Source organism: Mesobacillus jeotgali (assembly GCF_031759225.1).
Classification (GTDB): domain Bacteria; phylum Bacillota; class Bacilli; order Bacillales; family Cytobacillaceae; genus Mesobacillus; species Mesobacillus jeotgali_B.
Map to the genome: position 1 here is coordinate 3,389,380 of NZ_CP134494.1, position 25,756 is coordinate 3,415,135.

Sequence of the window (25,756 nt, forward strand, 5' to 3'; positions counted from 1 at the left end):
GTGACAATTTTCCCTATTACCTATTGTATAATAGATTTAGTAGATTTAGAAGATGGAGGCCAATAGTATTGGGTAATAAGTTGGATAACCAAAATGGATTGACTTTACTGGAAGTATTACTGTCAATTGTAATTCTTTCCATAGTACTAACATCCTTTGCAAGCTTTTTCAGCCAATCAGCAATGTTTGTAAAGAAAAATGAAGAAAAACTCAGTACTTCTCAGACCAGCCAGAAGATTGTAAATCTAATAGAACTCAACATTACAAAAAGCAAATTACAAACGATTTCAGATTGTGCTGATTTAAAATGCACATTAAATGAGGACGACCTAGAATTTCTTTCCGGTCAAACCATTAATAGTACATATTCTATATCGGCAATTTTCACCCCTGGTGAAGAGAACTTAATTCTAGCCAAGGTAGCAATTATTGACAGTGATGATCCTGAAAGTTCTTCGGAAACATTCACATATATAAGAAGGTGAGCAAATGAACAACCAAAGAGGAATGTCACTAGTCGAGCTTCTTGCAGTAATTGCCATACTTTTTATCATTTCAGGAATTATCTATGGAGTCTTTTTTACTTTCAATAACAACTACGATCGCATTTCGCATAAAAGCAGCATGGACCAGTCTGCCAATCTAGTGCTGGGGACCATTAAACAGTATCACCAAACAAATGATTCTTATTGGATCAAATATGACCAATCAGGAAAGAAAGCTTACATTGGCCAAGAAACAGCTAACCATTTACTGGGGGATTCCCTATATGAGATGGAGATAAAAGTTGGTTACCCAACAACAACAGCCATTAGTAACTTAAAGATAGATTCACAGCAGCCGCTTTCAGTTCAATTAACCTTAACTGATCAAAAAGGGCAGAAATATGAAGTTGAAACGACAGTTAAAAGGTATTAAGGAGGGATAGTTTTGAATTTGAGAAATGAAAAAGGCTATGCACTTGTCCTTGTATTAGTCATTATTACTATCACCTTCACCATGGCCCTTTCCATGAGCGGTATGGCGCTGTCTGCCCGAAAGCAATTCAATAAGACAGATGAGATGAACAAGGCAACCGACCTTGCTGAGATGGGAGTGGCTCATTATGAAGCCTGGCTTGCCAATGCTGTCAGCCAAGCTAACACTTATGCAGAATCCCAAGCCGATACAGTCATTAAGAACAATGGCGGAAGCAAAAAACCACATTCTCAAGGCAAAGTAAAAACTTGCAAAAAAAATACAATCCGCTGTACTGCCGAGTATGACGAGTACTTCCTGAAAGACCTTAAAATTAGAATAGGTTCACTCAACAATTCAATTTTAAGAACTGTTGAAGGTGTTAATTTATACGAAGTCAGAGACATCACTATTTCAGAAATTCAGGCTGATGATACAATAGTAGTCAAATTCAAAAGTCATGGAAGAACTGGGGATGAAAATAAGGTTTTAGAAAGTACAATTACAATCGAAAAGAACGGTGAAAGTCTAGTTGGAGAACCCAAACCAGAACCAACACCTGCTGATATTGTTAATACAACAGCGATAAACTTGAAAGGACAGGATAAACACCTGACCTTTGACTCATCTACTTACTTTGAAAAAAGTATTGAAGTCCGGGGTAATCGCACTATTAACGTGAACGGAAATGCTTTTTTTAAAGATAGAATTATCTTCTCAGGCACAGCTGACATTTTTGTTTTCGGAGATGCTATTTTTACTGTTTCACCTGAATTTAATGGAAATGCTTATTCTTTTTGTATATACGGCAATGTCTATAAGATTGATAACCAGGGAAATTTGACTGAGTATGCAGATTTCCCTTCTGGCAAAAATAAGTCCTGCCCACGGCCGGCAGATGATGAATGGTACATCAATCCTGATGATGGCATACAAGTGCAATACTAGGAAGAGAAAAGGCTGACTCGATCGAGTCAGCCTTTTCTCATTTCACATATTCCGCAACCCGGTTCCTACCAGATCGCTTCGCACCAACATATAAAGCCCTATCTGCATGCCTGATCAATGCTAGTGAGTCGTCTGCATCTTGTGGTGCTGTTGCGACTCCGATCGAGGCTGTGATATTAACCAGGAGCTGTTTTCCTTCTTCATCCATCGACTGCAGAAGTGTAAATGGCTCGTTGGCGATCATCAGCCTGATTTGTTCTGCGAGTTTAAGGGCATCGCCTTTCATCATGTCTGGCAGGAGAATGACGAATTCTTCTCCTCCGTAACGTGCCACGGTACCCATGCTTCCGATTCTTTTCCTGAGTCGTTCTGCCAACTCGATTAAAATCTCATTTCCGCTTTGGTGCCCGTATGTATCGTTGACGGATTTGAAATGGTCGATGTCGAGCAGGATGAGTGATAGTAGGTCCCTGTGGCCAAATTGCAGTTTTTCGAATTCGGCAGTCAGCATGTTTTCAAAGTAGCGGTAATTGTACAGTCCAGTCAAAGCGCAGCGTTCACTGTATTCCTTTGTTTTTTCATGGTGCCTGGCGTTTTCCACGGCAATCGCAAAGTGGGAGCAAAGGATATCGATAATCATCAGCTGCGATTTTTCGAATGCCCTTTTCTTGTTTGCAGCCAGGACAAGGACACCGATCACCTGGTTGTTCCTGACGATTGGCACACCAAGAATACTTTCGGCACCTGCTGGAATATAACCTGAATTAATATGCTTCCATTGTTTTTTTGAATGGAAAAGTACAGGCTTTTTCTCTTCCCAGACAAGCCCGCTTATTCCCTTGCCTTTTCCAAGAGGATCGGCAACTGGCTCCATCATTTCGCCGAACTCTACCTTATGAATCAGCTTTAGCTCTTTGTCATCCACTACATCCAAAATGTAGGCATAGTCAACAGGAAGCATCTCGATCACTTTTTGAACAAAGAGGTCAAGAACATCATCCGACTTCAGTCTCTCCGCAAGCTGATGACCAATCTCTGCTGCACTCTGTAAAAAATGGTTCACCTTTCCGCTCGAATAATAGAGACTGAGAATGATAGACAGACTGGCGAACGGAATGCCGACAAACAGCAATGAATAAAGTCCCATCTCACTCTGGTATAGTTCATACAGTATGAAGCCTACAGGGAATGTAATCAAAGTCGTTACGGTTTCCCAAATGAAATCTTTTCCGAAATAAGGCCCCTTCAGTTTTAGGACGACTGCTTGCAGCAGGATCAGGAATAAAGTATTCACTCCATAATTACTAATTCCATAGACGGTTCCTAAAATATAAGTGTATGGATCATCGGCCAAATGTGCTCCATGTGTTCCTCCGAGTGCGTAAAAGATCAATCCGCTCCCTAATGATACGATAAAGAACATTAACGAATTCAGCGGAAACCTGTATATATCAGACTTTTGGACTCGAAGCCGCATTAACAAAATCAGCACAGAAATTTGCATCAAAACCATTTCCACAAAGATGCCGTATGTCAGGAATACTGCCAGCGACACCCATTGGATCAGGAAGATTGGCGTATTGTTGACGACCATTGGCATGGCAGCCACGACAACCATCAATAAGAGGAAGGCGAAAACTTCCCACACCGGTAGATTACTTGGAGGCGGATAGACTTGATAGGTCACCCAGAGCCCAACCGGCACGAACAGCAGCCAGCTGAACCATATTGATTTTTTGATCATTGGAGTCATCTTTATCTATCCACCTCCTTCCTAGGAAAAAAGTCGCACTTTTTAAATAGTTTAGCAAACTTTTTCTGCAATGTCATAATTTTCTTATTTATTTTTCAACACATTCATCATGAAAGGCTTTACCTCTGATAAAAAGTAAAGAGAGCCTGTGACAATCAGTATTTCTTCTTTATTCAATTCATTTATTTTCTTAGATAGAAAGTCTTGATAATCTATTGCGATATTGTTATTTCCATCATTTCTTCCAACTTCCATTAAATCTTCCGCAGAAGCTGCACGAGGAAAGTCGAAGGTGGTGAAAGTCAGCTGGTCGGCAGTTTCTTCGAGAGTGGCAATCATCTTGTCCAACTTCTTATCTTTAAGAGCCGCAAATAAGATACTAATCTTTTTATCGGCAAATCGAGAATTAATTTCACTTGCCAGCGCATTTATTCCCTCTTCATTATGAGCACCATCGATCAGGACTAAAGGATCCTCACTTAAAACTTCAAGCCTTCCAGGCCAATAGGCTTGAATCAGCCCTTCCCTGATATGCTCATTCTCGATCATAAATGAATAATAGTTTGCAAGGATCTGGCTGGCCATTACAGCACAGGCGGCATTGTCCACCTGATATGATCCGATCATGGTGGTTCTGAGGTCCTCAATCTGGCCGAACATGCTTGAAAAAGTAAATTTTTCACCCCGCTCCAAAGGTTCTCTTGAACCTGCTGTGAATTCATTTCCTAGATGGTAGATAGGTGACTTGCCTTCCAGAGCTTTTCTTTCGATAACATCTAGTGCTTCAGGCTGTTTCACTCCTGTAATCACGCTTACACCGTTCTTGATGATACCTGCTTTTTCAAAAGCTATTTGTTCATATGTATCACCGAGGATTGCCGTATGATCCAGGCCGATGCTGGTGATGATTGAAAGCAACGGATGAATGACATTCGTGGAATCGAAGCGCCCGCCAAGCCCAACTTCATAAATTACAACATCAACAGGAGACATCCTGGCAAAATAATAGATCGACATCGCGGTGATCACTTCAAATTCAGTCGGTCCGCCCAACTCTGTATGATCCAGTTCATCTGCAAGGGGTTTGATCACATTCGTCAGTTCAACCAATTCCTCATCACTGATAGGTTGGCCGTTAATACTGATTCGCTCATTGAATTGTTCAAAATAGGGCGAAGTAAACGTACCGACCCTGAATCCTGCTTCCTGCAGGATGGAGCGAAGGAAGGTGACTGTCGATCCTTTTCCATTCGTGCCGCCAACATGGATGGTTTTGATCCTTCTTTCAGGATGCTCCAGCCTTACAAGCATCCATTCCATTCTCGAAAGTCCCGGCTTCATTCCCAGACGTAGCCTTGCATGGATCCATTCAATTGCTTGCTCATATGTTTCAAACATATATAAACACCTCAATTCAAGATGAAGACGAACCAAAATGGTTCGTCTTCAGAATTCTTATTATTAGTTTCTTAATTCATTGATGCGCGCTTCGACCGCTGCACGTTTTTCCAGATAGTCTTTTTCCTTAGCGCGTTCTTCGTCGATGACTTTTTCAGGAGCTTTCTTGACGAAGCCTTCGTTAGCCAGCTTCTTCTGGACGCGTTCTACTTCTTTATCCAGCTTCTCTTTTTCTTTTTGAAGGCGGGCGATTTCTTCATCAATGTTGATCAGGCCTTCAAGGGGCATGATGATTTCAAGTCCTGTAGCAACTGCTGTCATCGCTTTTTCAGGAGCATTGACTTCTAGCCCGATTTCCAGGTTCTCTGGATTACAGAAACGGACGATATAGCCGCGGTTACTCTCAAGCATGCTCAATGTCTTTTCATCCTTCGCCTTCAGGAACATATCTACCTTCTTGCTTAGTGGTGTGTTCACCTCAGAGCGAATATTCCTCACAGCACGGATGACTTCAACAAGAAGCTTCATATCATCTGCCGCTTCTTTATCAGTTAAATTAGTGTCAACCTTCGGCCAGCTTGCAACCGTGATGGACTCCCCTTGATGAGGCAGGTTCTGCCAGATTTCTTCGGTAATGAATGGCATGAAAGGATGCAGCAGGCGCATCGTGTTGTCTAGAACGTATGCAAGGATGGATCTTGTCGTCTTCTTGGCTGCTACATCTTCGCCGTATAGCGGTAGCTTTGCCATCTCGATATACCAGTCACAGAAGTCATCCCAGATGAAGTTGTAAAGCGCTCGGCCAACCTCACCAAACTCATAACGGTCTGAAAGTCTTGTAACAGTCTCGATCGTTTCATTGAGCCTTGTCAAAATCCACTTATCAGCAACTGACTTCTCGCCGCTCAAATCGATTTCTTCATATTTCAGGCCATTCATATTCATTAACGCAAATCGGGATGCGTTCCAGATTTTATTCGCGAAGTTCCATGTTGCCTCAACCTTTTCGGTGCTGTAACGAAGGTCTTGCCCCGGTGAGCTTCCTGTTGTCAGGAAGTAGCGAAGTGAGTCTGCTCCGTACTGGTCGATGACATCCATCGGATCAACACCATTTCCAAGTGACTTACTCATCTTCCGGCCATCTTCTGCACGAACGAGTCCGTGAATCAATACATCCTTGAATGGTCTCTGGTCCGTGAACTCTAATCCCTGGAAGATCATCCTTGAAACCCAGAAGAAGATAATATCATAGCCTGTTACTAGTGCTGCTGTCGGGTAATAGCGCTTGTAATCAGCTGCTTCTTCATTCGGCCAGCCCATTGTCGAGAATGGCCATAGCGCTGAGCTGAACCATGTATCAAGAACGTCATTATCCTGTTCCCAGTTCTCGGGATCTGCCGGCGGTTCGTGGTCAACGTAAACCTCGCCTGTTTCTTTATGGTACCAGGCAGGGATGCGGTGGCCCCACCATAGCTGACGGGAAATACACCAGTCGCGGATATTTTCCATCCAGCGCATGTATGTGTTTTCAAAGCGCTCAGGGACAAAGTTGACCTTCTCTTCTTTACTCTGGAGAGCGACTGCTTCATCAGCAAGCGGCTGCATTTTTACGAACCATTGAGTCGATAGATATGGCTCTACGACAGCACCGCTGCGCTCAGAGTGACCTACTGAGTGCATGTGTTCTTCAATCTTGAACAATACGCCAGCATCCTGAAGATCCTTGACGATTTGCTTGCGGCATTCGAAGCGGTCCATTCCCTGATACTTGCCGGCTTTAGCATTCATTGAGCCGTCTTCGTTCATGACAAGGACTCTTTCAAGGTTGTGACGGTTGCCGATTTCAAAGTCATTAGGGTCATGTGCAGGAGTGATTTTAACTGCGCCTGAACCAAATTCCATATCGACATAATCGTCACCCACAATCGGAATTTCGCGGCCAACGATCGGCAGGATGACACTCTTGCCAATCATATGCTTGTAGCGGTCATCTTCCGGATGAACAGCAACAGCAGTATCTCCGAGCATCGTTTCCGGTCTTGTCGTTGCGATCTCGATATGTCCGCTGCCGTCTGCCAGAGGATATCTCATATGGTAGAAAGCACCCTGGACATCTTTGTGGATTACCTCGATATCAGATAGAGCGGTTTTCGCTGCCGGATCCCAGTTGATGATGTATTCGCCGCGATAGATCAAGCCTTTGCGGTATAAAGAAACGAAAACTTCTTTTACAGCCTTTGATAATCCTTCATCCAATGTAAAGCGCTCGCGGCTGTAATCCAGTCCCAATCCGAGTTTTGACCATTGCGTACGGATATGCTGTGCGTATTCCTCTTTCCACTTCCAAGCTTCCTCAAGGAATTTTTCACGGCCCAGTTCGTATCGATTGATGCCCTGGCTGCGCAGTTTTTCATCAACCTTTGCCTGTGTTGCGATGCCCGCATGGTCCATTCCAGGAAGCCATAGTACGTCATAGCCCTGCATTCTCTTCATTCGTGTCAGGATATCCTGAAGCGCTGTGTCCCACGCATGGCCAAGATGCAGCTTTCCAGTTACGTTTGGCGGCGGGATTACGATTGTGTAAGGCTTTTTCGTTTCATCGTCCTTCGCTTCGAAAAACTTACCATTGATCCACCATTCATAACGTCCTTGTTCAATTGAAGACGGATCGTATTTAGTCGGCATAGACAAATTCTCTTCCATCAGTTTTTCCTCCATTCAAATGCATTTCCTTTTAAAAAATAAAAAACCCCATTCGCCATAAAAGGACGAATGGAGTTTGTTCGCGGTACCACCTTTTTTCCCAGCAACGGTAAAAACTGAGTTTTGCTGCTGGCTCAAATACGGATAACGGTTCTTCACCGTCGCCTGTTACTGAGAGACATCCGTTCCCAGGCGATGCTCGAGGGCGACCTTCCATGGTTCCGGCTTAGAAGTCCTCCCAGCTAATGGACTCCCTCTCTTCAAGCTGGATGCTCATGTACTCTTCCCTGTCAAAGCTTTGCTTTATTATGTGTTTTGTATATTAGATATACTACCCAAAAAAGTGGATTGACGTCAATCATCATTTCCTATTTTTTATTATTTTATACTTTTTGATGCTTAATGTGCGAGCAATAAGCACATTTTGGGCAAGTCACTCATAGAATGGAAAAAGGGATACCTGATTGTTTGGAGGGATGGCGATGAAGAGACGAAGGTATAATCCTTATACACTCCCGAAGTGGGCGAGGACGGCACGGGCAGTTTGCGCTCAGCTCATTATTCCTTTTTGCGTTTTCCAGGGAATACGAACCCTGTTTTTTCCGTCGACATTTGATGTATTCTTGCTATCGATTTTCATCCTGATTGCACTGGCAATAAAATTCGAAATGATTTAAGGAGCCCTGGAGCATCTTTTAGCTCTGGGCTCCTTCTTGTTTTGCCTGCTCTTTTTGTTTTTCCATTTCGTCGATCTTGGTCACCACGTAACCTGTATTGCTTAAGAGCCAATACTGCCGCTGCAGTTTTTGGACAAACTTTCTTTCATCCACTTCAGACTTGCGCTGATGGTACATTTCCGCCACACGGATAATGCCTGATGGGAAAGCAAGATAACTCATGAACAGCTGCATTTCATCCTCTCGAAAAGGAAAGTATTTTAAATAGACATAGATCCAGTCTATGATTTCATCTCCATACTTTGGCTGAGTCTTCAGCGACCTTGCCAGGAAGGGTAGCAAATCCTGGATTGGCGAGCCTTGCCGGGCCTTCTCGAAATTGATGAAATAACCGTATCCTCTTTCATCAAACAGGAAGTGTTCAGGAGAGACCTTGCCGTGAAGAGTTACCGTCCTCGTTTTCTTTTGCTCCTTCGTCTTTTCATTCCATGACTCAAGTTTTTGCTTGGCGAACTGTATAGCCTGGCTGATCTGGATATAATACAGGCAAAATGTCAGTTCAAATGGTGACATATATACCCTGTCCTCACAGCTTTCAAGAAACCCGTTGATGAATTCTTCTTCCTTTTCCCATTCTTTTAGCGTCTTTTCATAATGCTCCTGCTTCACTTCCGCACTGATTTCCAGTTCCTTGACTGACAAAGTATGCATTCTGGCCAATTCCCTGAACAGCTGCTGGTGCCTTTGTGACTGGTCCTCCCTTGTTTCATTGGGCATCCACGGCATTAAATAATACAGTGACTTATTATGCAAAACGGCATAACGTCCGTCATTTGCCGGGTAGACTGGAACAATCCTGTTATAGCCTTTTTGATAAAGGTGCTGGATATGCCTAATGAAATCCGTCGACTCATGAGGGTGGATTTTCTTTAAAGCGTAAGTGCCTGTATTCGTATAGACCTTCTTCACTTTACCAAAATCCTCTGCAAAATACGGATTAATAGGGTATTGTTTCAACACTGCCGATTCTTCTTTTAAAAAATTGCGATCATCCATCGGATCTCGCCTACTTTCTGGATTTCAAATCGATAAATACAGCTGGGCAGGTGTCAGACACCTGCCCATGCTGAAAGCTATAGCAATCCCAGCCAGCAGCCAAGCCAACCCTGACAACTAGCCTGCATTTGGACAAGGTTGTTAATTAAAATGTTAGCTATTATGAACCGCTACACCTGGAACATATAATACCTGGCCTTCATGAACTTCATGGTCGATACTCAGATGATTCACACGCAGAAGCTGCTGGACTGGGACATCATAGCGTTCTGAGATCGATTGTAGCGAATCGCCTTGCTGGACGATGCAAACTCTTATTTTAGCAACTTCTGTTTCTTCTTCCTTACGCGCTAGGAATTCGGCGATGGAAATGCCTTGTTTCATATTCGGCTTCTTCTTTTTCATAACTGGAGAGGATGAGCTTTCCGGAGCCTCTTCCACTTCGGCAGGCATGCTTTCTGAGACTGGCTCTTGTGGTGCCTCCAGTTCGACGTCCACTTCCTCTTCCTCAACCTCGACCTCCATTACAGGCTCCTGCTCACCTCTGAAATCGCTTAGAGCATATTCCAGCTCTGGTTCCCGCTGAGCCTGCTGTTCAGGTTCCGAGGCGTTCTCTGCTGCAGCCGTTTTCTTAGCCTCAGCCCTGAACGGGGCATAAAGTTCTTCTTCATAGGAATCTTCTTCTTGATGATTCAAAGTCTCATTTTGCTGGACAAATGAATAGGCTGGAGCTTCCGGGAAGTCATGTTCCTCTCTCTCTTTGAGGCTATGATTTTCTGCAACTGCTTCTGTTTCAATTTCAACATCACCTTCTGCAGTAGCCTCCCTGTAGCTGACTTCCAGTTCCTGTGCCTCTTCACTATCACCATCCTCTTCGGCTTCATGCTGCTGTTCCCCATACAGGCCCGTGATGGCTAGGTCAGCATTCAGCTTCAATCGGTCTGTTTCTGGAAACTCATAATCAAATCCTTCTACTTGAATATCAATGTCATAAATGCTCTCAATCCGGTTTTTAGGAATTGTGATATCCACCGGGAAACGATGAAGGAACTCATAGACTCCTTCTTCCCTCTCCATCACAGAATGCACATACTTAAGAGCTGCAATCTGATCATCCACCTCTTGCTGCTGTTCACGGCATGTATATTCCCCAGTCAACTCCAGTGATCCGCGAATGGATACGTATTGTTCATTTTCCTGGATGGTTATATTCGGATCGAGTGAAATCGAGACAAGCTCCGCGACTTCCTGTCCTCTTTGAAACCACACAGACTCTTCTAATGAAAATCGCAGGCACGATTGATTCCCCTGAGACAAAGCGACTCCTCCTTTCATTCCTTAAACGTAAAATCACTATGTCATTAACACTTTATGAGTCTGTATTTACTTTTATGATAATTTAGAACATAAAAAGGAGCTGGTGGGGGAAGTGTTTGACACATAGAATGATAAGTATTCTTTGCTCTGTTAATTAAGGCTGTTGATTTTCGTTCCAGGCGCTTCGCTTTCCGCGGGCAGTCCGGGAGCCTCCTCGGCGCTTCAAGCGCCTGCGGGGTCTCCCGATGACTTGCTGATCCCGCAGGACACTGAATAGCTCCCTTGAATGGCCCCACGCACGATGGAAATGCGGTAGCATTTTCGGAGGAGTCTTCACGCCTTCCACTACAATCAACAGGATGTAAGAACAACATTTAGTTTTAACAGAGCCATTTTTTAAAGGCGTATTCCCAAAAAATTAATATATACCTTAAAAACCAACCAATTAAATTTCCAACTCCTCACTTCCCACAAAATAAAAAGACACCCTTCCATCGAAGAGTGTCTAAACAGCTTATTTATTCTGCAGCTTTGCAAATGCTTTTTCGGCTGCTTGGATTGTTTTTTCCAGGTCTTCGTCTGTGTGAGCTGTGGACAGGAATAATCCTTCGAACTGTGATGGCGGAAGGAATACTCCTTCGTTTGCCATTTCACGGTAGTAGGCTGCAAAGAATTCCAGGTCTGATTGTCTGGCCACATCATAGTTGATGACATTTTCGTTTGTGAAGAAGATGCCGATCATCGAGCCTGCTCGGTTGACTGTATGCGGCACTCCGTACTTTTCAGCCGCAGCCTTCAGGCCATTTTCAAGAATGTCAGCTTTGCGCTCGAACTCTTTGTATGATTCAGGAGTGAGCTGCTTTAATGTCTCGAGGCCGGCAGTCATTGCCAGCGGATTGCCTGATAGTGTGCCTGCCTGGTAAATCGGACCGCTTGGAGCAATCTGCTCCATGATTTCTCTCTTGCCGCCATATGCGCCAACCGGAAGTCCTCCGCCGATTACTTTTCCAAGGCAAGTTAGGTCCGGAGTTACATTGTAATAACCTTGTGCACAATTATAGCCTACACGGAAGCCTGTCATGACCTCATCAAAAATAAGTACTGTGCCATTCTGAGCCGTGATTTCACGCAAGCCTTCAAGGAAGCCTTCAACAGGAGGAACGACTCCCATATTACCTGCAACTGGTTCCACGATCACACCAGCGATATCATCACCAAATTGTTCGAATGCGTAACGGACGCTTTCAAGATCATTGTAAGGTACTGTAATCGTGTTTTGGGCAACGCCCTCAGGAACACCCGGGCTGTCTGGCAATCCTAGTGTAGCGACGCCTGAGCCAGCTTTAATCAGCAATGAGTCCCCATGTCCATGGTAGCAGCCTTCAAATTTCAGAATCTTATTGCGGCCTGTATACCCGCGCGCCAGGCGCAATGCACTCATCGTTGCCTCAGTTCCCGAAGATACCATCCTCACCATTTCGATTGATGGCACTCGGTCAATGACTAATTGTGCAAGCTCATTCTCGACAAGTGTCGGTGCTCCGAAGCTTGTCCCAAGCTCTGCCACTTTCTTGATTCCTTCAACAACCTTTTCGTTCGTGTGCCCAAGGATCAGTGGTCCCCATGACAATACATAGTCAATATATTCATTGCCATCAATGTCATAGATTTTTGAACCCTTTCCTTTTTCCATGAAAATAGGATCCATATCGACAGACTTGAATGCGCGAACGGGACTGTTAACTCCCCCTGGCAAAAGTTCCGTCGCTTCCTTGAAAGCTTCAATCGATTTATCATATGAGCGCATAATATCCCTCATTTCCATTTAATAGACTCTGGCGTTTCAGTTCCAGTCTTCAAAAAGACAGCTTTAAAATTATTGTTCCTTAAGCCAGCGAGCTGCATCCTTTGCATGATAAGTGATGATCAGGTCTGACCCGGCACGCTTCATGCCTGTCAACATTTCCATCACGATGCTCTTCTCGTCAACCCAGCCGTTTTGTGCTGCAGCTTTAACCATTGAATACTCTCCGCTGACATTATAGATGACAACAGGCAGGTTGAAGTTATTTTTCACGTCACGGACGATATCCAGATAAGGCATACCCGGTTTGACGATCAGGAAATCTGCTCCTTCCATGACATCTGATTCAGCTTCGCGCATCGCTTCGATACGGTTTGCCGGATCCATCTGGTAGGATTTGCGGTCACCGAACTGCGGTGTGCTCTCGGCCGCTTCACGGAATGGACCGTAAAAGGCAGAAGAATATTTTACTGCGTATGACATGATTGGCACATCGTGGAATCCTGCTTCATCCAAAGCAAAACGAATCGCTGTAACGAACCCGTCCATCATATTGGATGGCGCGATGATATCGGCTCCGGCTTTTGCCTGGCTGACAGCCGTCTTTCCAAGCAACTCAAGGGATGGATCGTTCAGGATCTTGCCATCCTCGATGACGCCGCAGTGGCCATGGCTTGTGTATTCACAAAGGCATGTGTCAGCAATGACGACGATATCAGGAAAATCTTTTTTGATGACTCGGATTGCTTCCTGCAAAACTCCGTGGTCATGATAAGCCTGACAGCCTACTTCATCTTTTTCGTCAGGAACGCCGAAAAGAAGAACGGATTTAATGCCTAAAGAATCAACTTCAGTCATTTCTTCTTTTAAGTTATCAAGGGATAATTGATAGACTCCCGGCATGGAAGAAACTTCTTTTTTCACATTTTCTCCTTCAACGACAAAAAGCGGGTAGATCAAGTCTTCAGTGCGAAGATAGTTTTCACGTACAAGTGCGCGCATATTCGCTGTTTGGCGAAGACGGCGGTGACGGCTGAATTCAAGGTGTTTCATGGATTACCCTCCAATATTCATAAAATTGGCAATGCTTTTCAGCATCTCTTCAACGGTATATTTTTCCGGCATGGCATGGACCTTCAATCCCCGTTGCTCTGCCTTCCTTTTTGATACAGGACCGATGCAGGCAACAATGCAATGCTCCAGCTTGCCCCCTAAATTATGTTCCTCTACGATTTCCATAAAATGATCAATCGTAGATGGGCTTGTAAATGTAAGTATATCAAGAGTTTCCTCAGTTAGCATCTTAACGAGCTTTCCTCTGCTTTCTTCAGGAAGGAATGTTTCGTAGATGATGATCTCATCAACAATCGCGCCTTTTTCCTTTAGAGCGGACGAGATATAATCCCTGGCCAAGTTCCCTTTTGGGATCAAGACCCTCTCACCATGATTAACATGTGGTAAAAACTCATCAATAAATCCTTCGGCAACATATTCTCCTGGTACAAAGTCGACCTTTTCACCCATGTCCACGAGGATTTCTTTTGTCTTTTCGCCAATCACGGCAATTTTGGGCAAAGTGACCTCTCCCTTTTTTAAAAAGGAATAAAAGGTTTCCACTGTCACATTACTCGTAAAAATGATCCAATCGTACGTATGTAAATCAGTAAGTGTTTTAAGTAGTTTTTCAGATGCTTTGACCGGCTGAAAGGCAATAAGAGGGATTTCCACTGGAACCCCTCCATTACTGACAACCAATTCAGAGAAAGACTTCGCGTGAGCCTTTCCCCTTGGAATCATGACCGTTTTATTTTGCAGCGAATGCGCTGGAATCATTCACTATCAAGCTCCTGTTTGACCCTGTCGATCAGGTCCTTCGCTCCCTGGCTGATTAGTTTGTCAGCTGCAAGCTCCCCAAGTTCTTCTGGATTCTTTCCAGTTACAATCTCCTTGAAGATCGTTTTTCCATCCGGAGAACCGACTAGTGCAGTCAGGACGATTTCTTCGTTATCGTTAAGATGTGCATATCCGGCAATCGGTACCTGGCAGCCGCCCTCCATCTTATGAAGGAATGCTCTTTCAGCCCTTACTGTCGCACTTGTTTCAGGTGATGTGAATTTTTCAAGAAGCTGTAGCAGCTCCTTGTCATCACCGCGGCACTCGATTGAAAGCGCGCCCTGGCCAACAGCCGGTACACAAATATCCTCATCGATGAACTCGGTTACTGTATCACTGGCCCATCCCATGCGCTTCAAGCCAGCAGCAGCAAGGATAATACCATCATAGTCCTCTGTTTCAAGCTTAGCGATCCTTGTATCGATATTTCCGCGGATCCACTTCATTTCAAGATCCGGGCGCTGAGCCAGCAGCTGGGCGCTTCTGCGCAGGCTGCTTGTTCCAATGACTGAGCCTGGTTTCAGATCTTTAAAAGCAACCTGGCCATTGGAAATCAGGACATCACGGTGATCTTCCCGCTCAGGAATCGCGCCGATGACAAGTCCTTCCGGCAGAACTGCAGGCATGTCTTTCATGCTGTGGACAGCCATATCAATTTCTTTGTCCAGCATTGCCTGTTCGATTTCTTTTACGAAAAGACCTTTCCCGCCAACCTTTGATAAAGTGACATCAAGAATTTTGTCTCCTTTTGTAACGATTTCTTTCACTTCAAACTCAAAAGGAGCTCCTAGTTTTTTCAGCTGCTCTATTACCCAGTTTGTTTGTGTCAATGCTAGCTTACTCCGTCTGGAGCCAACGATAATTTTTCTCATGACAGCCTCCTATTATTGGTACCAAAAATGGAATGATGATAGTTTTCCGAAAAGGAAAAAGTTGATCAAGACAATCAGGAACGATGCGACATTCCACAGGGCAAGCGATTTTCCATACATCTCTTTGCCAACCCTTAGATAAAGGTAGATGCTATAGACAGCGAGTACGATGAATGACCCTATCAGCTTGGCATCATACCAGGCAAGGTCAGGCACCTTGATCCACGCCCACTGAAGCCCCAGGATCAGGCTCAGGATCAGCATCGGCACTCCGATGACATTCAATATGTATGACCAATAATCAAGTTTTGTTAAATCCGTGATCCTCCATAACAGCTTACCCCACTTTTTCCTCTTTAAAAGGTCATATTGAATGAGATATAGCAGTGAAAAGACAACCGAAATCGAAAATGCTCCATATGACAGGATTGCCATTGTGATGTGGATGAGCAGCAGTTCCGACACAAGCTGTTCGGACATCACATTGGAATCATATTGCACGGGCGCGAATGTGTGGATCGCCATGATGATGAATCCAAGGATATTTGTAAAAAAGACGATAAAATCTACTTTTAAGAGTTTATTGATTGCCAGCGACAGTGTAACCAGCACCCATGCATAAAAGTAAAGCCCTTCAAAGAGGGTCAGCACTGGGAACCGGCCTTTATCGACCATGTAAAATAACAGGAAAATCGTCTGGAATCCCCAAACAAATGCAAGTAACCAGAAAGCAATTTTGTTCGCCCTCCGGTTACTGTTAAGAAAATCGATAAAGTATAAGAGCACGCTGGCCGCATAAATCACAATGGTTATTTCATGGAGACGCGTAATATAAAGATCACCCATGGGCACCACCTCTCCTACGGCTGAAAAGAAGCCTGAGGCGAAGGAACTTTTACCTGCTTGGTTTCAGCCGTTTTCATTCCTTCTTGTTCAGCGACGAGCTGTTCAATATTGAAAATCTTCACGAATAAATCGAGTGCTTCCTCTGCGTCCGGACCAGCCGCAAGCTCTTTCGCCTGCAGGATTGGGTCCTTAAGGAGCTGATTGATAATGCTCTTTGTATGCTTGTTAAGGACTTTAATATCACGATCAGATAGATGTGGCAATTTGCGTTCGATGCTGTTCATCGTCTCTTGCTGGATTGAAAGGGCTTTGACCCTCAACGCTGAGATGACTGGAACGACACCAAGTGTATTTAGCCACTGTTTGAATTGGACGATCTCGCTTTCAATCATGATCAGGATCTTCTCCGCTGCCTTCTGGCGTTCCTGCAGATTGGCTTCCACAATACCCTCTAGATCGTCTATATCATAAAGAAATACATTTTCAAGTGTCGCGATTTCAGGATCAAGGTCACGCGGAACAGCGATATCAACCATGAATAATGGTTTTCCTTTTCGCTTTTGCTCGACCTTTGCCATCATATCCTTTGTGACCACAAAGTTCTTCGCACCTGTGGAACTGATGAGGATATCCGCATCCACGAGCGCAGTTTGAAGTTCATCCAAAGTTTTTGCCATTCCAGAGAAACGATTCGCCAAATCCTCGGCTTTCTGGTAAGTACGGTTGATGACCGTCACCTTTTTCGCACCATTTGCATGGAGGTTCTGGATCGCAAGCTCACCCATTTTCCCGGCACCAAGAATCAGGACATGCTTCTGGTCCAGTGTCCCGAAAATCTTCTTGGCAAGCTCAACAGCCGCATAACTTACAGAAACAGCATTTGCGCCGATATCTGTTTCGGAATGGCCGCGCTTGGCAATCGTGACTGCCTGTTTGAACAGCTGGTTGAAGACTGTCCCAGTCGTATTCTTTTCAAGGCCAAGCATGAAGCTTGAACGAACCTGCCCAAGGATTTGAGTTTCACCCAGCACCATGGAATTCAAACCGCATGAAACCTTGAATAAATGTTCAATTGCCCCGTCTTGCTCATAAATGAACAGGAACGGAGTAAATTCTGCCTGAGGGATCCCGAACCATTCAGATAGAAACTCTTTGATATAATATCTGCCTGTATGAAGCTGGTCCACGACAGCATATATTTCTGTACGGTTGCAAGTTGATACGATGACATTCTCGAGGATGCTCTTCTTTTCCTGAAGGGCACTCATGGCTTCACCAAGGTTCGCCTCGTTGAATGTCAATCTTTCGCGGATTTCGACAGGGGCAGTTTTATAGTTTAGACCGACAACGATAATATGCATTATGAATTGACACCCCCACATAGAAATTGCATAATTGGCTAAGGCAATTATACATGACGTTTTTTTACTTCTTACGTTGTAAATGTGAACAACTTTCGAAAAAACATATATATAAATGCATTGATTAAATTGAACTATCTCTTCTGTTTATTTGTTATACTTTTATACTATATCAAAAGCAAATAAACATACTCCCTAATGTACCTTATCAAAGTTTGTCCTTTAATTCAAGTGAGCCTTTCTGGAAGTGGTGAAAGAATGAAAAATCAAAGAATTATCCCCGGAATGATACTGATTGGATTTGGAATCTATTTTTATCTTCAGCAAGAAAATGTTTCGTTGTTCAATGAATTTTATACGTGGCCGACACTATTGATCATCGTTGGAGTCGCCTTTTTAGTGCAGGGATATTGGGGCAGGGATCATGAATCGATTTTCCCAGGCGTGATACTCGTTGGATTCGGTGTCCACTTCCATGTGGTCAATAAATTCTCACTCTGGCCGGATCACCTCGGAGCCTTCATCTTGATCATTGCCCTTGGCTTTTTGCTGCGATATCAGAAAACGGGCAACGGCTTGTTCCACGGTGTCCTCTTTCTCATTTTAGCAGCATTGCTGCTGTTTTATGACAGAATCAGCGGATGGCTTGGTTTATTGGAAAATGGGGTTTCGTCAGCATGGAGATTTTGGCCGGCCGCATTTGTACTAATTGGAGTTTACCTGTTATTTATTAAAAAGAAATAAGAAGACCCGCACTGTGTTCGAATCACGGTGCGGGTTTCTTTATGGAAAGATATTATCTCATGAAACTTCCCAATACTGACCAGGCTTTGTCTTTTCCTTCACCAGTTTCTGAAGAGAAAAGAATGATGGTATCATCCGGATCCAGATCAAGAGTTTCTTTTGTAATCTTTAAATGTTTTTGCCACTTTGATTTCGGAATCTTATCCGCTTTGGTCGCAATGATAATGACCGGGATATCATAATGCTTGAGGAAATCATACATCATCACGTCATCCTTTGAAGGCGGATGCCTCAGGTCAACGATCAGAAGCATCGCTCTCAACTGTTCGCGTGAGGTGATATAAGTTTCAATCATCTTGCCCCAGGCTTCCCGTTCCGATTTGGAAACCTTGGCATACCCGTATCCTGGAACATCAACAAAATGAAGCATTTCATTGATCAGGTAAAAATTGAGGGTCTGTGTCTTGCCCGGCTTGGAGGAAGTCCTTGCAAGGGCTTTTCTGTTAAGCATTTTATTGATAAATGAAGATTTACCAACATTCGACCGGCCTGCAAGGGCGAATTCCGGAAGATTCCCTTCCGGATATTGATTCGGCCTTACAGCACTGATCACGATTTCTGCACTATTTACTTTCATTGAGAATCACCACTAGCAAGAGCGTGCTTCAATACTTCATCAACATGGGATACTAACACAAATTCGAGCTCCTTACGTACACTTTCAGGAATATCATCAATATCTTTTTCATTATCTTTTGGACAAATAACCTTGGTAAGACCCGCTCTGTGTGCACTCAAGGACTTTTCCTTGAGCCCGCCAATTGGCAGTACACGGCCCCTAAGCGTTATTTCCCCTGTCATTCCTACTTCCCTGCGAATCGGCTTTCCTGATAAAGCAGAAACGAGGGCAGTAGCAATGGTAATCCCCGCTGAAGGGCCATCTTTCGGTACAGCACCTTCAGGTACGTGGATGTGAATATCATTCTTTTCATGGAAATCAGGATCAATGTCCAGATCTTTCGCTTTTGAACGCACGTAGCTGAAAGCAGCCTGCGCGGATTCCTTCATGACATCCCCGAGTTTACCCGTGAGGACAAGCTTCCCTTTTCCTGGTGACAGGGAGACTTCAATCTGGAGTGTGTCACCGCCGACTGTTGTGTAAGCGAGTCCAGTGGCAACGCCCACCTGGTCTTCCAGCTCTGCCTGCCCATACCTGAATTTAGTCTTTCCGAGGAAGTCTTCAACATTCTTTTCACTGACAATCACACGCTTTTTCTCTCCGGAAACAACGATTTTCGCCGTTTTCCGGCAGATGGAAGCAAGCTGCCTCTCAAGAGAACGTACACCTGATTCACGGGTATAATAACGGATTACCTTTGTGATGGCTTCATCCTTCATCTGCAGCTGTGATTTGGATAGACCATGATCCTTGATTTGTCGTGGAAGCAAATGGTCTTTGGCAATATGCAGCTTTTCCTGCTCAGTATAGCCCGCAATATTGATGATTTCCATCCTGTCGAGCAATGGGCCTGGTACAGTCGAAAGATTATTGGCTGTAGCGATGAACATTACCTTTGATAAGTCATATGCCTCTTCAATATAATGATCGCTGAAATTATGGTTCTGTTCCGGATCCAATACTTCAAGCATCGCAGCAGATGGATCACCGCGGAAATCACTGGACATTTTATCTATTTCATCGAGAAGGAACACAGGGTTGATCGTACCTGCCTTTTTCATTCCCTGGATGACCCGTCCTGGCATAGCGCCGACATAGGTCCTTCTGTGGCCGCGGATTTCTGACTCATCACGGACTCCGCCTAAAGAAACCCTTACAAAATTACGGTTCAGGGATTTTGCAATCGACCTTGCAAGACTCGTTTTACCGACTCCTGGAGGTCCAGCGAGACAAAGGATTGGCCCCTTCAATGAGTTCGTCAGCTTCTGGACCGCCAGATACTCAAGAACCCTTTCCTTTACCTTTTCCAATCCATAATGGTCCTTATCAAGGATTTTTTCCGCCTTGCTGATATCAAGATCATCCTCTGTCGATTTTGACCATGGCAAAGCAACAAGCCATTCGATATAGTTCCGGATTACGGCGCTTTCTGCAGATGTCGTCGGGACTTTTTCATAACGGTCAAGTTCCTTCAAGGCTGTTTCCTTCACATTTTCAGGCATGCCGGCAAGCTCGATTTTTTCGGTCAGCTCAGCAATTTCTCCTGTCTTCCCTTCCTTTTCACCAAGCTCCTTCTGGATCGCCTTCATCTGTTCACGCAAATAATATTCCTTTTGGGTACGTTCCATCGAACGCTTAACCCGCTGGCCAATCTTCTTCTCAAGGCCAAGCACTTCTTTTTCGTTATGGATGATTTCGATGACACGATTCATACGTTCCTTGATTTCAATCGTCTCAAGAATTTCCTGTTTCTCTTTTAGCTTAAGAGGCAAATGGGACGCGATGATATCCGCCATCCTTCCTGGCTCCTCAATGTCTGAAACAGATGCATACGTTTCCGCAGAAATCTTCTTGGACATTTTTATGTATTGTTCGAAATACTCAAGCATTGTTCTCATCAATGCTTCATCTTCGACATCCTTGGATTCATCGTCCTCGAACGTTCTTACCTTACAGGAGTAATGGTCATTCTCGTCAAAAATCTCAACGATTTCAGCTCTCGACAAGCCTTCAACCAATACGCGGATCGTTCCGTTCGGGAGCTTCAGCATTTGCTTGACGCGAGTCAGTGTACCCATTTGGTACAAATCCTCTTCGCCTGGTTCATCTATGGATATATCCTTTTGGGTTGTGAGATAGATCAAATGGTCATCCACCATTGCCTTCTCCAGTGCCTGTACCGATTTTTCACGCCCTACATCCAAATGCAGGACCATCGTCGGATACACAAGTAAACCGCGCAGCGGCAGGAGAGGGACAGTGTGTTCATTTTTATTCGCCATGACATTGCACCTCCAACATGCATTGTATCAAACCATAAGTATAATAATACTTTGTTGTTCAATTCTATCGTATTTATTTTCAAGTGTCTAATATCAGCACCGATAAGCCTCATTGATTAGTATCCTGATATTCCTGTGAAAATATGTCCACTTCTGAAGTTACTTTCGATAGCAGGCAAGTTTATTTTTTGGAAGGCTCTAATATGCCTTCCCATACACCCTCTTTCCTTTCCCAGGGAAAAATAAACCCTTTTTTTCAGGTGAAGGCTTATTGAAAGGAAGTTCCTCCCGGTGCCTAGCTTAATGGTATTAGTAATGAATAAGTAAAAAACTCAAAAAAAGAACGCCGGCAAGCGTTCTTTTTTTACGATATTAGCTCGTCTCTTTTTGAGTCAATTCCTCGGTTGCCTTTATGATTTGCTCTCTAGGGTGGTCTTTTACAAGGGCGACTTCAAAGACTTCACTCAGGTGGGTGACAGGAATGATCTCAATATCGGTGATTTCATTCAGGATGGTCTGGACATTTTCTTTTGGAATGATGACCTTTTTGGCACCTGCTTTTTTCGCGGCCTTCACTTTAGGGAAGACACCGCCAATCGGCTTCACATTGCCATGAATGCTGATTTCTCCTGTCATCGCGACCGTATTGTCCATCGGGATTTTATAGATGGCTGAATAAATCCCCGTCGCCATTGCGATTCCCGCAGATGGACCATCTATTGGGGTACCCCCCGGGAAGTTGACATGGATGTCGAACTCATCTGCCGGAACACCCATCGATCTGAGGACTGTGATAACATTTTCAATCGAGCCTCGTGCCATACTCTTTCGGCGTATTGATTTTCCTTGTCCGCCAATACTCTCTTCATCGACGATGCCCGTGATATTGATAGAACCTTTTTCTTTAGCTTTGATGACCGTCACTTCGATTTCAAGAAGTGCTCCTGTATTCGGGCCATATACGGCCAAGCCATTGACTAGGCCGATTGCTGATTTTTCATTAATCCGTCTTTCCATCCTTGGCGACAGCTGGCTTGAATGGACCACCCATTCAATTTCCTCTTCTTTAATGTAAGTACGTTCGTCTGTTATTGCCAATCCTGCGGCAATCTGAACCATATTAACGGCTTCACGGCCATTTCGGGCATAATTCGATAAAATCTCAATCGCTTTTTCACTCATGGTCAACTGTACTTTTTCAGCAGCATTCCTTGCTACTTCAGAAATTTCCTCCTGGGAAAGTTCACGGAAAAACACTTCCATGCACCTCGACCTGATTGCCGGAGGAATTTCACTAGGAGTTCTCGTCGTCGCACCTACAAGACGGAAGTCTGCCGGGAGTCCGTTTTTGAAGATATCGTGGATATGGCTTGGTATTTGCGTGTTTTCTTCATTGTAATACGCACTCTCCAAGAACACTTTCCTGTCTTCCAGTACTTTTAAAAGCTTGTTCATTTGAATGGGATGCAGCTCACCAATCTCATCAATGAATAATACGCCGCCATGCGCATTGGTAACAGCACCTTGTTTCGGCTGAGGTATACCAGCCTGTCCCATCGCTCCTGCTCCTTGATAGATTGGGTCATGAACTGATCCGATCAACGGGTCGGCGATTCCTCTCTCATCAAACCTCGCCGTCGTGGCATCTAACTCAACAAATACCGAAGATTTTTTGAAGGGGGATTTTTCGTTTTGTTTCGCTTCTTCCAATACAAGCCTGGCCGCAGCTGTTTTCCCTACTCCCGGGGGGCCATAAATGATGACATGCTGCGGATTTGGCCCGCATAAAGCAGCTTTTAGTGCCTTGATTCCATCTTCCTGTCCAACAATGTCCCTGAAGCTTGAAGGCCTGACTTTTTCAGCTAGCGGTTCACTCAACGAAACCGATCTCATCTTCCTTAACTGTTCCATTTCCTTTCGGGATTCCCGATCAATTGATACTTTTTGAGTTCGCTGATTCTTAAGTAAATTCCAGAAATACAGCCCGATGATGATTCCAAAAAACAGCTGTATGAATAAGGCGATTCCGGTCCAACTCAATTATATTCCCTCCCTAAGTTGATACTATTGGCTTTAACCTAGTATCTCCCTGAGAGTGTTGGAATAAACAATATTTTCAAGTGAATTTTACCACCTGGAATGGTCCTGTTACGACAGAAAATTGACGAGTTTATCGGTATTATGTATAAAGGGTTGCTCATGTTCGGACAGCTTTTTTTCCTTTCCTGGTGAACCTGTCCGAAGTTGGCTCTTGTTCTGACAGCTTTTCCTCTAACACTATCAAACCTGTCCGAAGTTCGCTCTTGTTCTGACAGCTTTTCCTCTTTCTACACCAAACCTGTCCGAAGTTGCCCTTCCTTCAGACAGTTTTTCCTCTTTCTACACCAAACCTGTCTAAAGTTACCCCTACTTCTGACAGCTTTTAGCCTTTCATCGCCAAACCTGTCCGAAGTTGGCTCTTGTTCTGACAGCTTTTCCTCTTTTTACACCAAACCTGTCCGAAGTTGCCCTTACTTCTGACAGCTTTTCCTCTTTCTACACCAAACCTGTCCGAAGTTGCCCTTCCTTCTGACAGCTTTTCCTCTTTCTACAACAAACCTGTCTAAAGTTACCACTACTTCTGACAGCTTTTAGCCTTTCATCACCAAACCTGTCCGAAGTTGGCTCTTGTTCTGACAGCTTTTCCTCTTTTTACACCAAACCTGTCCGAAGTTGCCCTTCCTTCAGACAGTTTTTCCTCTTTCTACACCAAACCTGTCTAAAGTTACCCCTACTTCTGACAGCTTTTAGCCTTTCATCACCAAACCTGTTCGAAGTTGGCTCTTGTTCTGACAGCTTTTCCTCTTTCTACACCAAACCTGTCTAAAGTTGCCCTTACTTCTGACAGCTTTTCACCTTTCACTATCATACCTGTCCGAAGTTGGCTCTTGTTCTGACAGCTTTTCCTCTTTCTACACCAAACCTGTCCGAAGTTGCCCTTTCTTCTTACAGCTTTTCCTCTTTCTACACCAAACCTGTCTAAAGTTGCCCTTACTTCTGACAGCTTTTCACCTTTCACTATCATACCTGTCCGAAGTTCCCCCTGGTTTCCAACAACATTAGCAACTTCAGAGCAATCTCCACAAATAAAAAACCCGGTGAACAATCACCGGGATTTGTGTATTACGCTGAGTTTCTTTCGTCTTTAAGGACTGTACCGTCTTCTAGCACTAGCTTTGGAGGCATGTTGTTTTCGATTGTTTCCTTTGTGATGATGCATTTAACAATGTCTTCACGTGAAGGAAGGTCGAACATGACATCCAGCATGACGCCTTCGATGATTGAACGAAGTCCACGCGCACCTGTTTTGCGCTCAATTGCCTTCTTGGCAATTTCAATCAGGGCGTCATCTTCGAATTCAAGCTCGACATCATCCAGCTCAAGCATTTTTTGATACTGTTTTACAAGTGCGTTCTTCGGTTTTGTCAGGATTTCGACTAGCGCCTCTTCATCGAGCGGAGTCAAGCTAGCAATTACTGGTAGACGACCGATGAATTCAGGGATCAACCCAAATTTCAGCAAGTCTTCAGGAAGCACTTTAGACAGCAATTCCTTCTTATCCAAGTCTTCCTCTTTCTTTTCAGAGCCAAAGCCAATTACTTTTTGGCCAAGGCGGCGCTTGATGATTTGCTCGATTCCGTCGAATGCTCCTCCGCAAATGAACAGGATATTCGTCGTATCGATTTGGATGAATTCTTGATGTGGATGCTTTCGTCCACCTTGTGGCGGTACGCTCGCAACGGTTCCTTCAAGGATTTTCAATAGTGCCTGCTGTACGCCTTCACCGGAAACATCTCTAGTAATAGAAGGGTTTTCGGATTTTCTGGCGATTTTATCGATTTCATCGATGTAAATGATTCCTTTTTCGGCTTTCTCTACATCGTAATCAGCTGATTGGATCAGTTTTAGAAGAATGTTTTCAACGTCTTCTCCAACATAACCTGCTTCTGTCAATGACGTTGCATCCGCGATTGCGAACGGAACATTAAGAATGCGCGCCAATGTTTGGGCAAGTAAAGTTTTACCGCTTCCTGTCGGCCCAATCATCGCAATGTTACTCTTTGACAGTTCGACATCATCGATCTTGCTGTTCGAGTTGATACGCTTATAGTGATTGTAAACGGCTACAGATAAATTTTTCTTAGCCTGGTCCTGGCCAATTACATACTCATTAAGAATATCGCGGATTTCCTGTGGCTTAGGAACATCCTTAAACTCAACTTCTTCTTCAGTGCCAAGTTCTTCTTCAACGATTTCTGTGCATAATTCAATACACTCGTCACAGATATAGACGCCTGGCCCTGCTACCAATTTGCGGACTTGATCCTGCGTCTTGCCGCAGAAAGAACATTTGAGCTGTCCTTTTTCATCATTAAATTTGAACAATGCCTTCACCCCTTGAGAACTTCTAAACATATATAAAGCTG

General features: G+C 44.2%; 21 protein-coding genes and 1 other annotated feature. Of the genes, 5 read left to right on the top strand and 16 right to left on the bottom strand.

Features of this window, described 5'->3' with window-relative positions; translation table 11 throughout:
• Positions 1-68 precede the first annotated feature (68 nt).
• The 3 genes from RH061_RS17110 to RH061_RS17120 are packed head-to-tail and all read left to right on the top strand — an operon-like array spanning position 69 to position 1,905.
• Positions 69-485 carry a type IV pilus modification PilV family protein gene (locus tag RH061_RS17110; RefSeq protein ID WP_311071972.1) on the top strand — a complete coding sequence of 139 codons (417 nt, stop codon included), beginning with the start codon at positions 69-71 and terminating at the stop codon, positions 483-485.
• A 4-nt stretch (positions 486-489) separates the two neighbouring features.
• Complete coding sequence (locus tag RH061_RS17115) at positions 490-918, top strand: PilW family protein (RefSeq protein WP_311071975.1); 429 nt, start codon at positions 490-492, stop codon at positions 916-918.
• 12 nt (positions 919-930) lie between these two features.
• Positions 931-1,905, top strand: a complete 975-nt coding sequence (locus tag RH061_RS17120) for a hypothetical protein (protein WP_311071977.1) — start codon at positions 931-933, stop codon at positions 1,903-1,905.
• A 37-nt stretch (positions 1,906-1,942) separates the two neighbouring features.
• Here RH061_RS17120 and RH061_RS17125 read toward each other — a convergent pair whose 3' ends face one another.
• The 3 genes from RH061_RS17125 to RH061_RS17135 all read right to left on the bottom strand — a co-directional run bounded on the left by RH061_RS17125 (position 1,943) and on the right by RH061_RS17135 (position 7,759).
• Positions 1,943-3,649, bottom strand: a complete 1,707-nt coding sequence (locus tag RH061_RS17125; RefSeq protein ID WP_463675600.1) for a sensor domain-containing diguanylate cyclase — start codon at positions 3,647-3,649, stop codon at positions 1,943-1,945.
• Between the two features lie 93 nt (positions 3,650-3,742).
• On the bottom strand, positions 3,743-5,056 hold the full coding sequence (locus tag RH061_RS17130; RefSeq protein ID WP_311071981.1) for a bifunctional folylpolyglutamate synthase/dihydrofolate synthase: 1,314 nt from the start codon (positions 5,054-5,056) through the stop codon (positions 3,743-3,745).
• Positions 5,057-5,119: 63 nt separating this feature from the next.
• A complete protein-coding gene (locus RH061_RS17135) occupies positions 5,120-7,759 on the bottom strand; it encodes a valine--tRNA ligase (protein WP_311071984.1) in 2,640 nt (879 codons plus the stop codon).
• A 58-nt stretch (positions 7,760-7,817) separates the two neighbouring features.
• Positions 7,818-8,062: a binding site (T-box leader), on the bottom strand.
• A 179-nt stretch (positions 8,063-8,241) separates the two neighbouring features.
• On the opposite strand from RH061_RS17135, the gene RH061_RS17140 reads away from it, so the two are divergent.
• Positions 8,242-8,436, top strand: coding sequence for a hypothetical protein (locus RH061_RS17140; protein ID WP_167832796.1), 195 nt, complete (start codon positions 8,242-8,244; stop codon positions 8,434-8,436).
• Positions 8,437-8,454: 18 nt separating this feature from the next.
• Here RH061_RS17140 and ysxE read toward each other — a convergent pair whose 3' ends face one another.
• The 8 genes from ysxE to hemA form a co-directional block, all read right to left on the bottom strand.
• Positions 8,455-9,492 (bottom strand): spore coat protein YsxE, encoded by a 1,038-nt coding sequence (gene ysxE / locus RH061_RS17145; RefSeq protein WP_311071986.1) that lies wholly within the window; start codon positions 9,490-9,492, stop codon positions 8,455-8,457.
• A 153-nt stretch (positions 9,493-9,645) separates the two neighbouring features.
• A complete protein-coding gene (spoVID, locus tag RH061_RS17150; RefSeq protein ID WP_311071988.1) occupies positions 9,646-10,809 on the bottom strand; it encodes a stage VI sporulation protein D in 1,164 nt (387 codons plus the stop codon).
• Positions 10,810-11,323: 514 nt separating this feature from the next.
• Entirely contained in the window at positions 11,324-12,616 is a 1,293-nt protein-coding gene (gene hemL / locus RH061_RS17155) for a glutamate-1-semialdehyde 2,1-aminomutase (RefSeq protein WP_311071990.1), read from the bottom strand.
• A 69-nt stretch (positions 12,617-12,685) separates the two neighbouring features.
• On the bottom strand, positions 12,686-13,666 hold the full coding sequence (gene hemB, locus RH061_RS17160; RefSeq protein WP_311071992.1) for a porphobilinogen synthase: 981 nt from the start codon (positions 13,664-13,666) through the stop codon (positions 12,686-12,688).
• Between the two features lie 3 nt (positions 13,667-13,669).
• Complete coding sequence (locus RH061_RS17165; protein ID WP_311071993.1) at positions 13,670-14,446, bottom strand: uroporphyrinogen-III synthase; 777 nt, start codon at positions 14,444-14,446, stop codon at positions 13,670-13,672.
• The gene (hemC, locus tag RH061_RS17170; protein WP_311071994.1) at positions 14,443-15,378 is read right to left on the bottom strand and encodes a hydroxymethylbilane synthase; all 936 of its coding nucleotides are present in this window, start codon (positions 15,376-15,378) and stop codon (positions 14,443-14,445) included. The genes RH061_RS17165 and hemC overlap by 4 nt, the downstream gene beginning before the upstream one ends.
• 12 nt (positions 15,379-15,390) lie before the next feature.
• On the bottom strand, positions 15,391-16,224 hold the full coding sequence (locus tag RH061_RS17175; protein WP_311071995.1) for a cytochrome C assembly family protein: 834 nt from the start codon (positions 16,222-16,224) through the stop codon (positions 15,391-15,393).
• A gap of 14 nt (positions 16,225-16,238) precedes the next feature.
• Complete coding sequence (hemA, locus tag RH061_RS17180; protein ID WP_311071996.1) at positions 16,239-17,585, bottom strand: glutamyl-tRNA reductase; 1,347 nt, start codon at positions 17,583-17,585, stop codon at positions 16,239-16,241.
• Between the two features lie 258 nt (positions 17,586-17,843).
• Between hemA and RH061_RS17185 the strand changes: the two genes are divergently transcribed.
• Positions 17,844-18,329, top strand: a complete 486-nt coding sequence (locus RH061_RS17185; RefSeq protein WP_311071997.1) for a LiaI-LiaF-like domain-containing protein — start codon at positions 17,844-17,846, stop codon at positions 18,327-18,329.
• A gap of 52 nt (positions 18,330-18,381) precedes the next feature.
• Here the strand turns inward: RH061_RS17185 and yihA are convergent, their stop codons facing one another.
• From yihA to clpX, 5 genes are all read right to left on the bottom strand, one after another.
• Positions 18,382-18,966 carry a ribosome biogenesis GTP-binding protein YihA/YsxC gene (gene yihA / locus RH061_RS17190; RefSeq protein WP_311071999.1) on the bottom strand — a complete coding sequence of 195 codons (585 nt, stop codon included), beginning with the start codon at positions 18,964-18,966 and terminating at the stop codon, positions 18,382-18,384.
• Positions 18,963-21,290, bottom strand: a complete 2,328-nt coding sequence (lon, locus tag RH061_RS17195; RefSeq protein WP_311072001.1) for an endopeptidase La — start codon at positions 21,288-21,290, stop codon at positions 18,963-18,965. Before lon ends, yihA begins: the two co-directional genes overlap by 4 nt.
• Before the next feature lie 372 nt (positions 21,291-21,662).
• Positions 21,663-23,330, bottom strand: a complete 1,668-nt coding sequence (gene lonB / locus RH061_RS17200) for an ATP-dependent protease LonB (RefSeq protein WP_311072002.1) — start codon at positions 23,328-23,330, stop codon at positions 21,663-21,665.
• Positions 23,331-24,087: 757 nt separating this feature from the next.
• Positions 24,088-24,354: a hypothetical protein gene (locus tag RH061_RS17205; protein WP_311072003.1), complete on the bottom strand. Its 267-nt coding sequence runs from the start codon at positions 24,352-24,354 to the stop codon at positions 24,088-24,090.
• Between the two features lie 98 nt (positions 24,355-24,452).
• Positions 24,453-25,715 (bottom strand): ATP-dependent protease ATP-binding subunit ClpX, encoded by a 1,263-nt coding sequence (gene clpX / locus RH061_RS17210; protein WP_311072005.1) that lies wholly within the window; start codon positions 25,713-25,715, stop codon positions 24,453-24,455.
• Positions 25,716-25,756 lie beyond the last annotated feature (41 nt).

Bases quoted from the DNA above. Each gene is read 5' to 3' on its own strand.
- RH061_RS17115 (WP_311071975.1), top strand. From the start codon at position 490: ATGAACAACCAAAGAGGAATGTCACTAGTCGAGCTTCTTGCAGTAATT.
- ysxE (WP_311071986.1), bottom strand. From the start codon at position 9,492: ATGGATGATCGCAATTTTTTAAAAGAAGAATCGGCAGTGTTGAAACAA.
- RH061_RS17205 (WP_311072003.1), bottom strand. From the start codon at position 24,354: ATGATAGTGAAAGGTGAAAAGCTGTCAGAAGTAAGGGCAACTTTAGAC.
- RH061_RS17135 (WP_311071984.1), bottom strand. From the start codon at position 7,759: ATGGAAGAGAATTTGTCTATGCCGACTAAATACGATCCGTCTTCAATT.
- RH061_RS17185 (WP_311071997.1), top strand. From the start codon at position 17,844: ATGAAAAATCAAAGAATTATCCCCGGAATGATACTGATTGGATTTGGA.
- RH061_RS17140 (WP_167832796.1), top strand. From the start codon at position 8,242: ATGAAGAGACGAAGGTATAATCCTTATACACTCCCGAAGTGGGCGAGG.
- hemL (WP_311071990.1), bottom strand. From the start codon at position 12,616: ATGCGCTCATATGATAAATCGATTGAAGCTTTCAAGGAAGCGACGGAA.
- RH061_RS17125 (WP_463675600.1), bottom strand. From the start codon at position 3,649: ATGATCAAAAAATCAATATGGTTCAGCTGGCTGCTGTTCGTGCCGGTT.
- hemA (WP_311071996.1), bottom strand. From the start codon at position 17,585: ATGCATATTATCGTTGTCGGTCTAAACTATAAAACTGCCCCTGTCGAA.
- hemB (WP_311071992.1), bottom strand. From the start codon at position 13,666: ATGAAACACCTTGAATTCAGCCGTCACCGCCGTCTTCGCCAAACAGCG.
- RH061_RS17175 (WP_311071995.1), bottom strand. From the start codon at position 16,224: ATGGGTGATCTTTATATTACGCGTCTCCATGAAATAACCATTGTGATT.
- RH061_RS17165 (WP_311071993.1), bottom strand. From the start codon at position 14,446: ATGATTCCAGCGCATTCGCTGCAAAATAAAACGGTCATGATTCCAAGG.
- hemC (WP_311071994.1), bottom strand. From the start codon at position 15,378: ATGAGAAAAATTATCGTTGGCTCCAGACGGAGTAAGCTAGCATTGACA.
- yihA (WP_311071999.1), bottom strand. From the start codon at position 18,966: ATGAAAGTAAATAGTGCAGAAATCGTGATCAGTGCTGTAAGGCCGAAT.
- lon (WP_311072001.1), bottom strand. From the start codon at position 21,290: ATGGCGAATAAAAATGAACACACTGTCCCTCTCCTGCCGCTGCGCGGT.
- RH061_RS17130 (WP_311071981.1), bottom strand. From the start codon at position 5,056: ATGTTTGAAACATATGAGCAAGCAATTGAATGGATCCATGCAAGGCTA.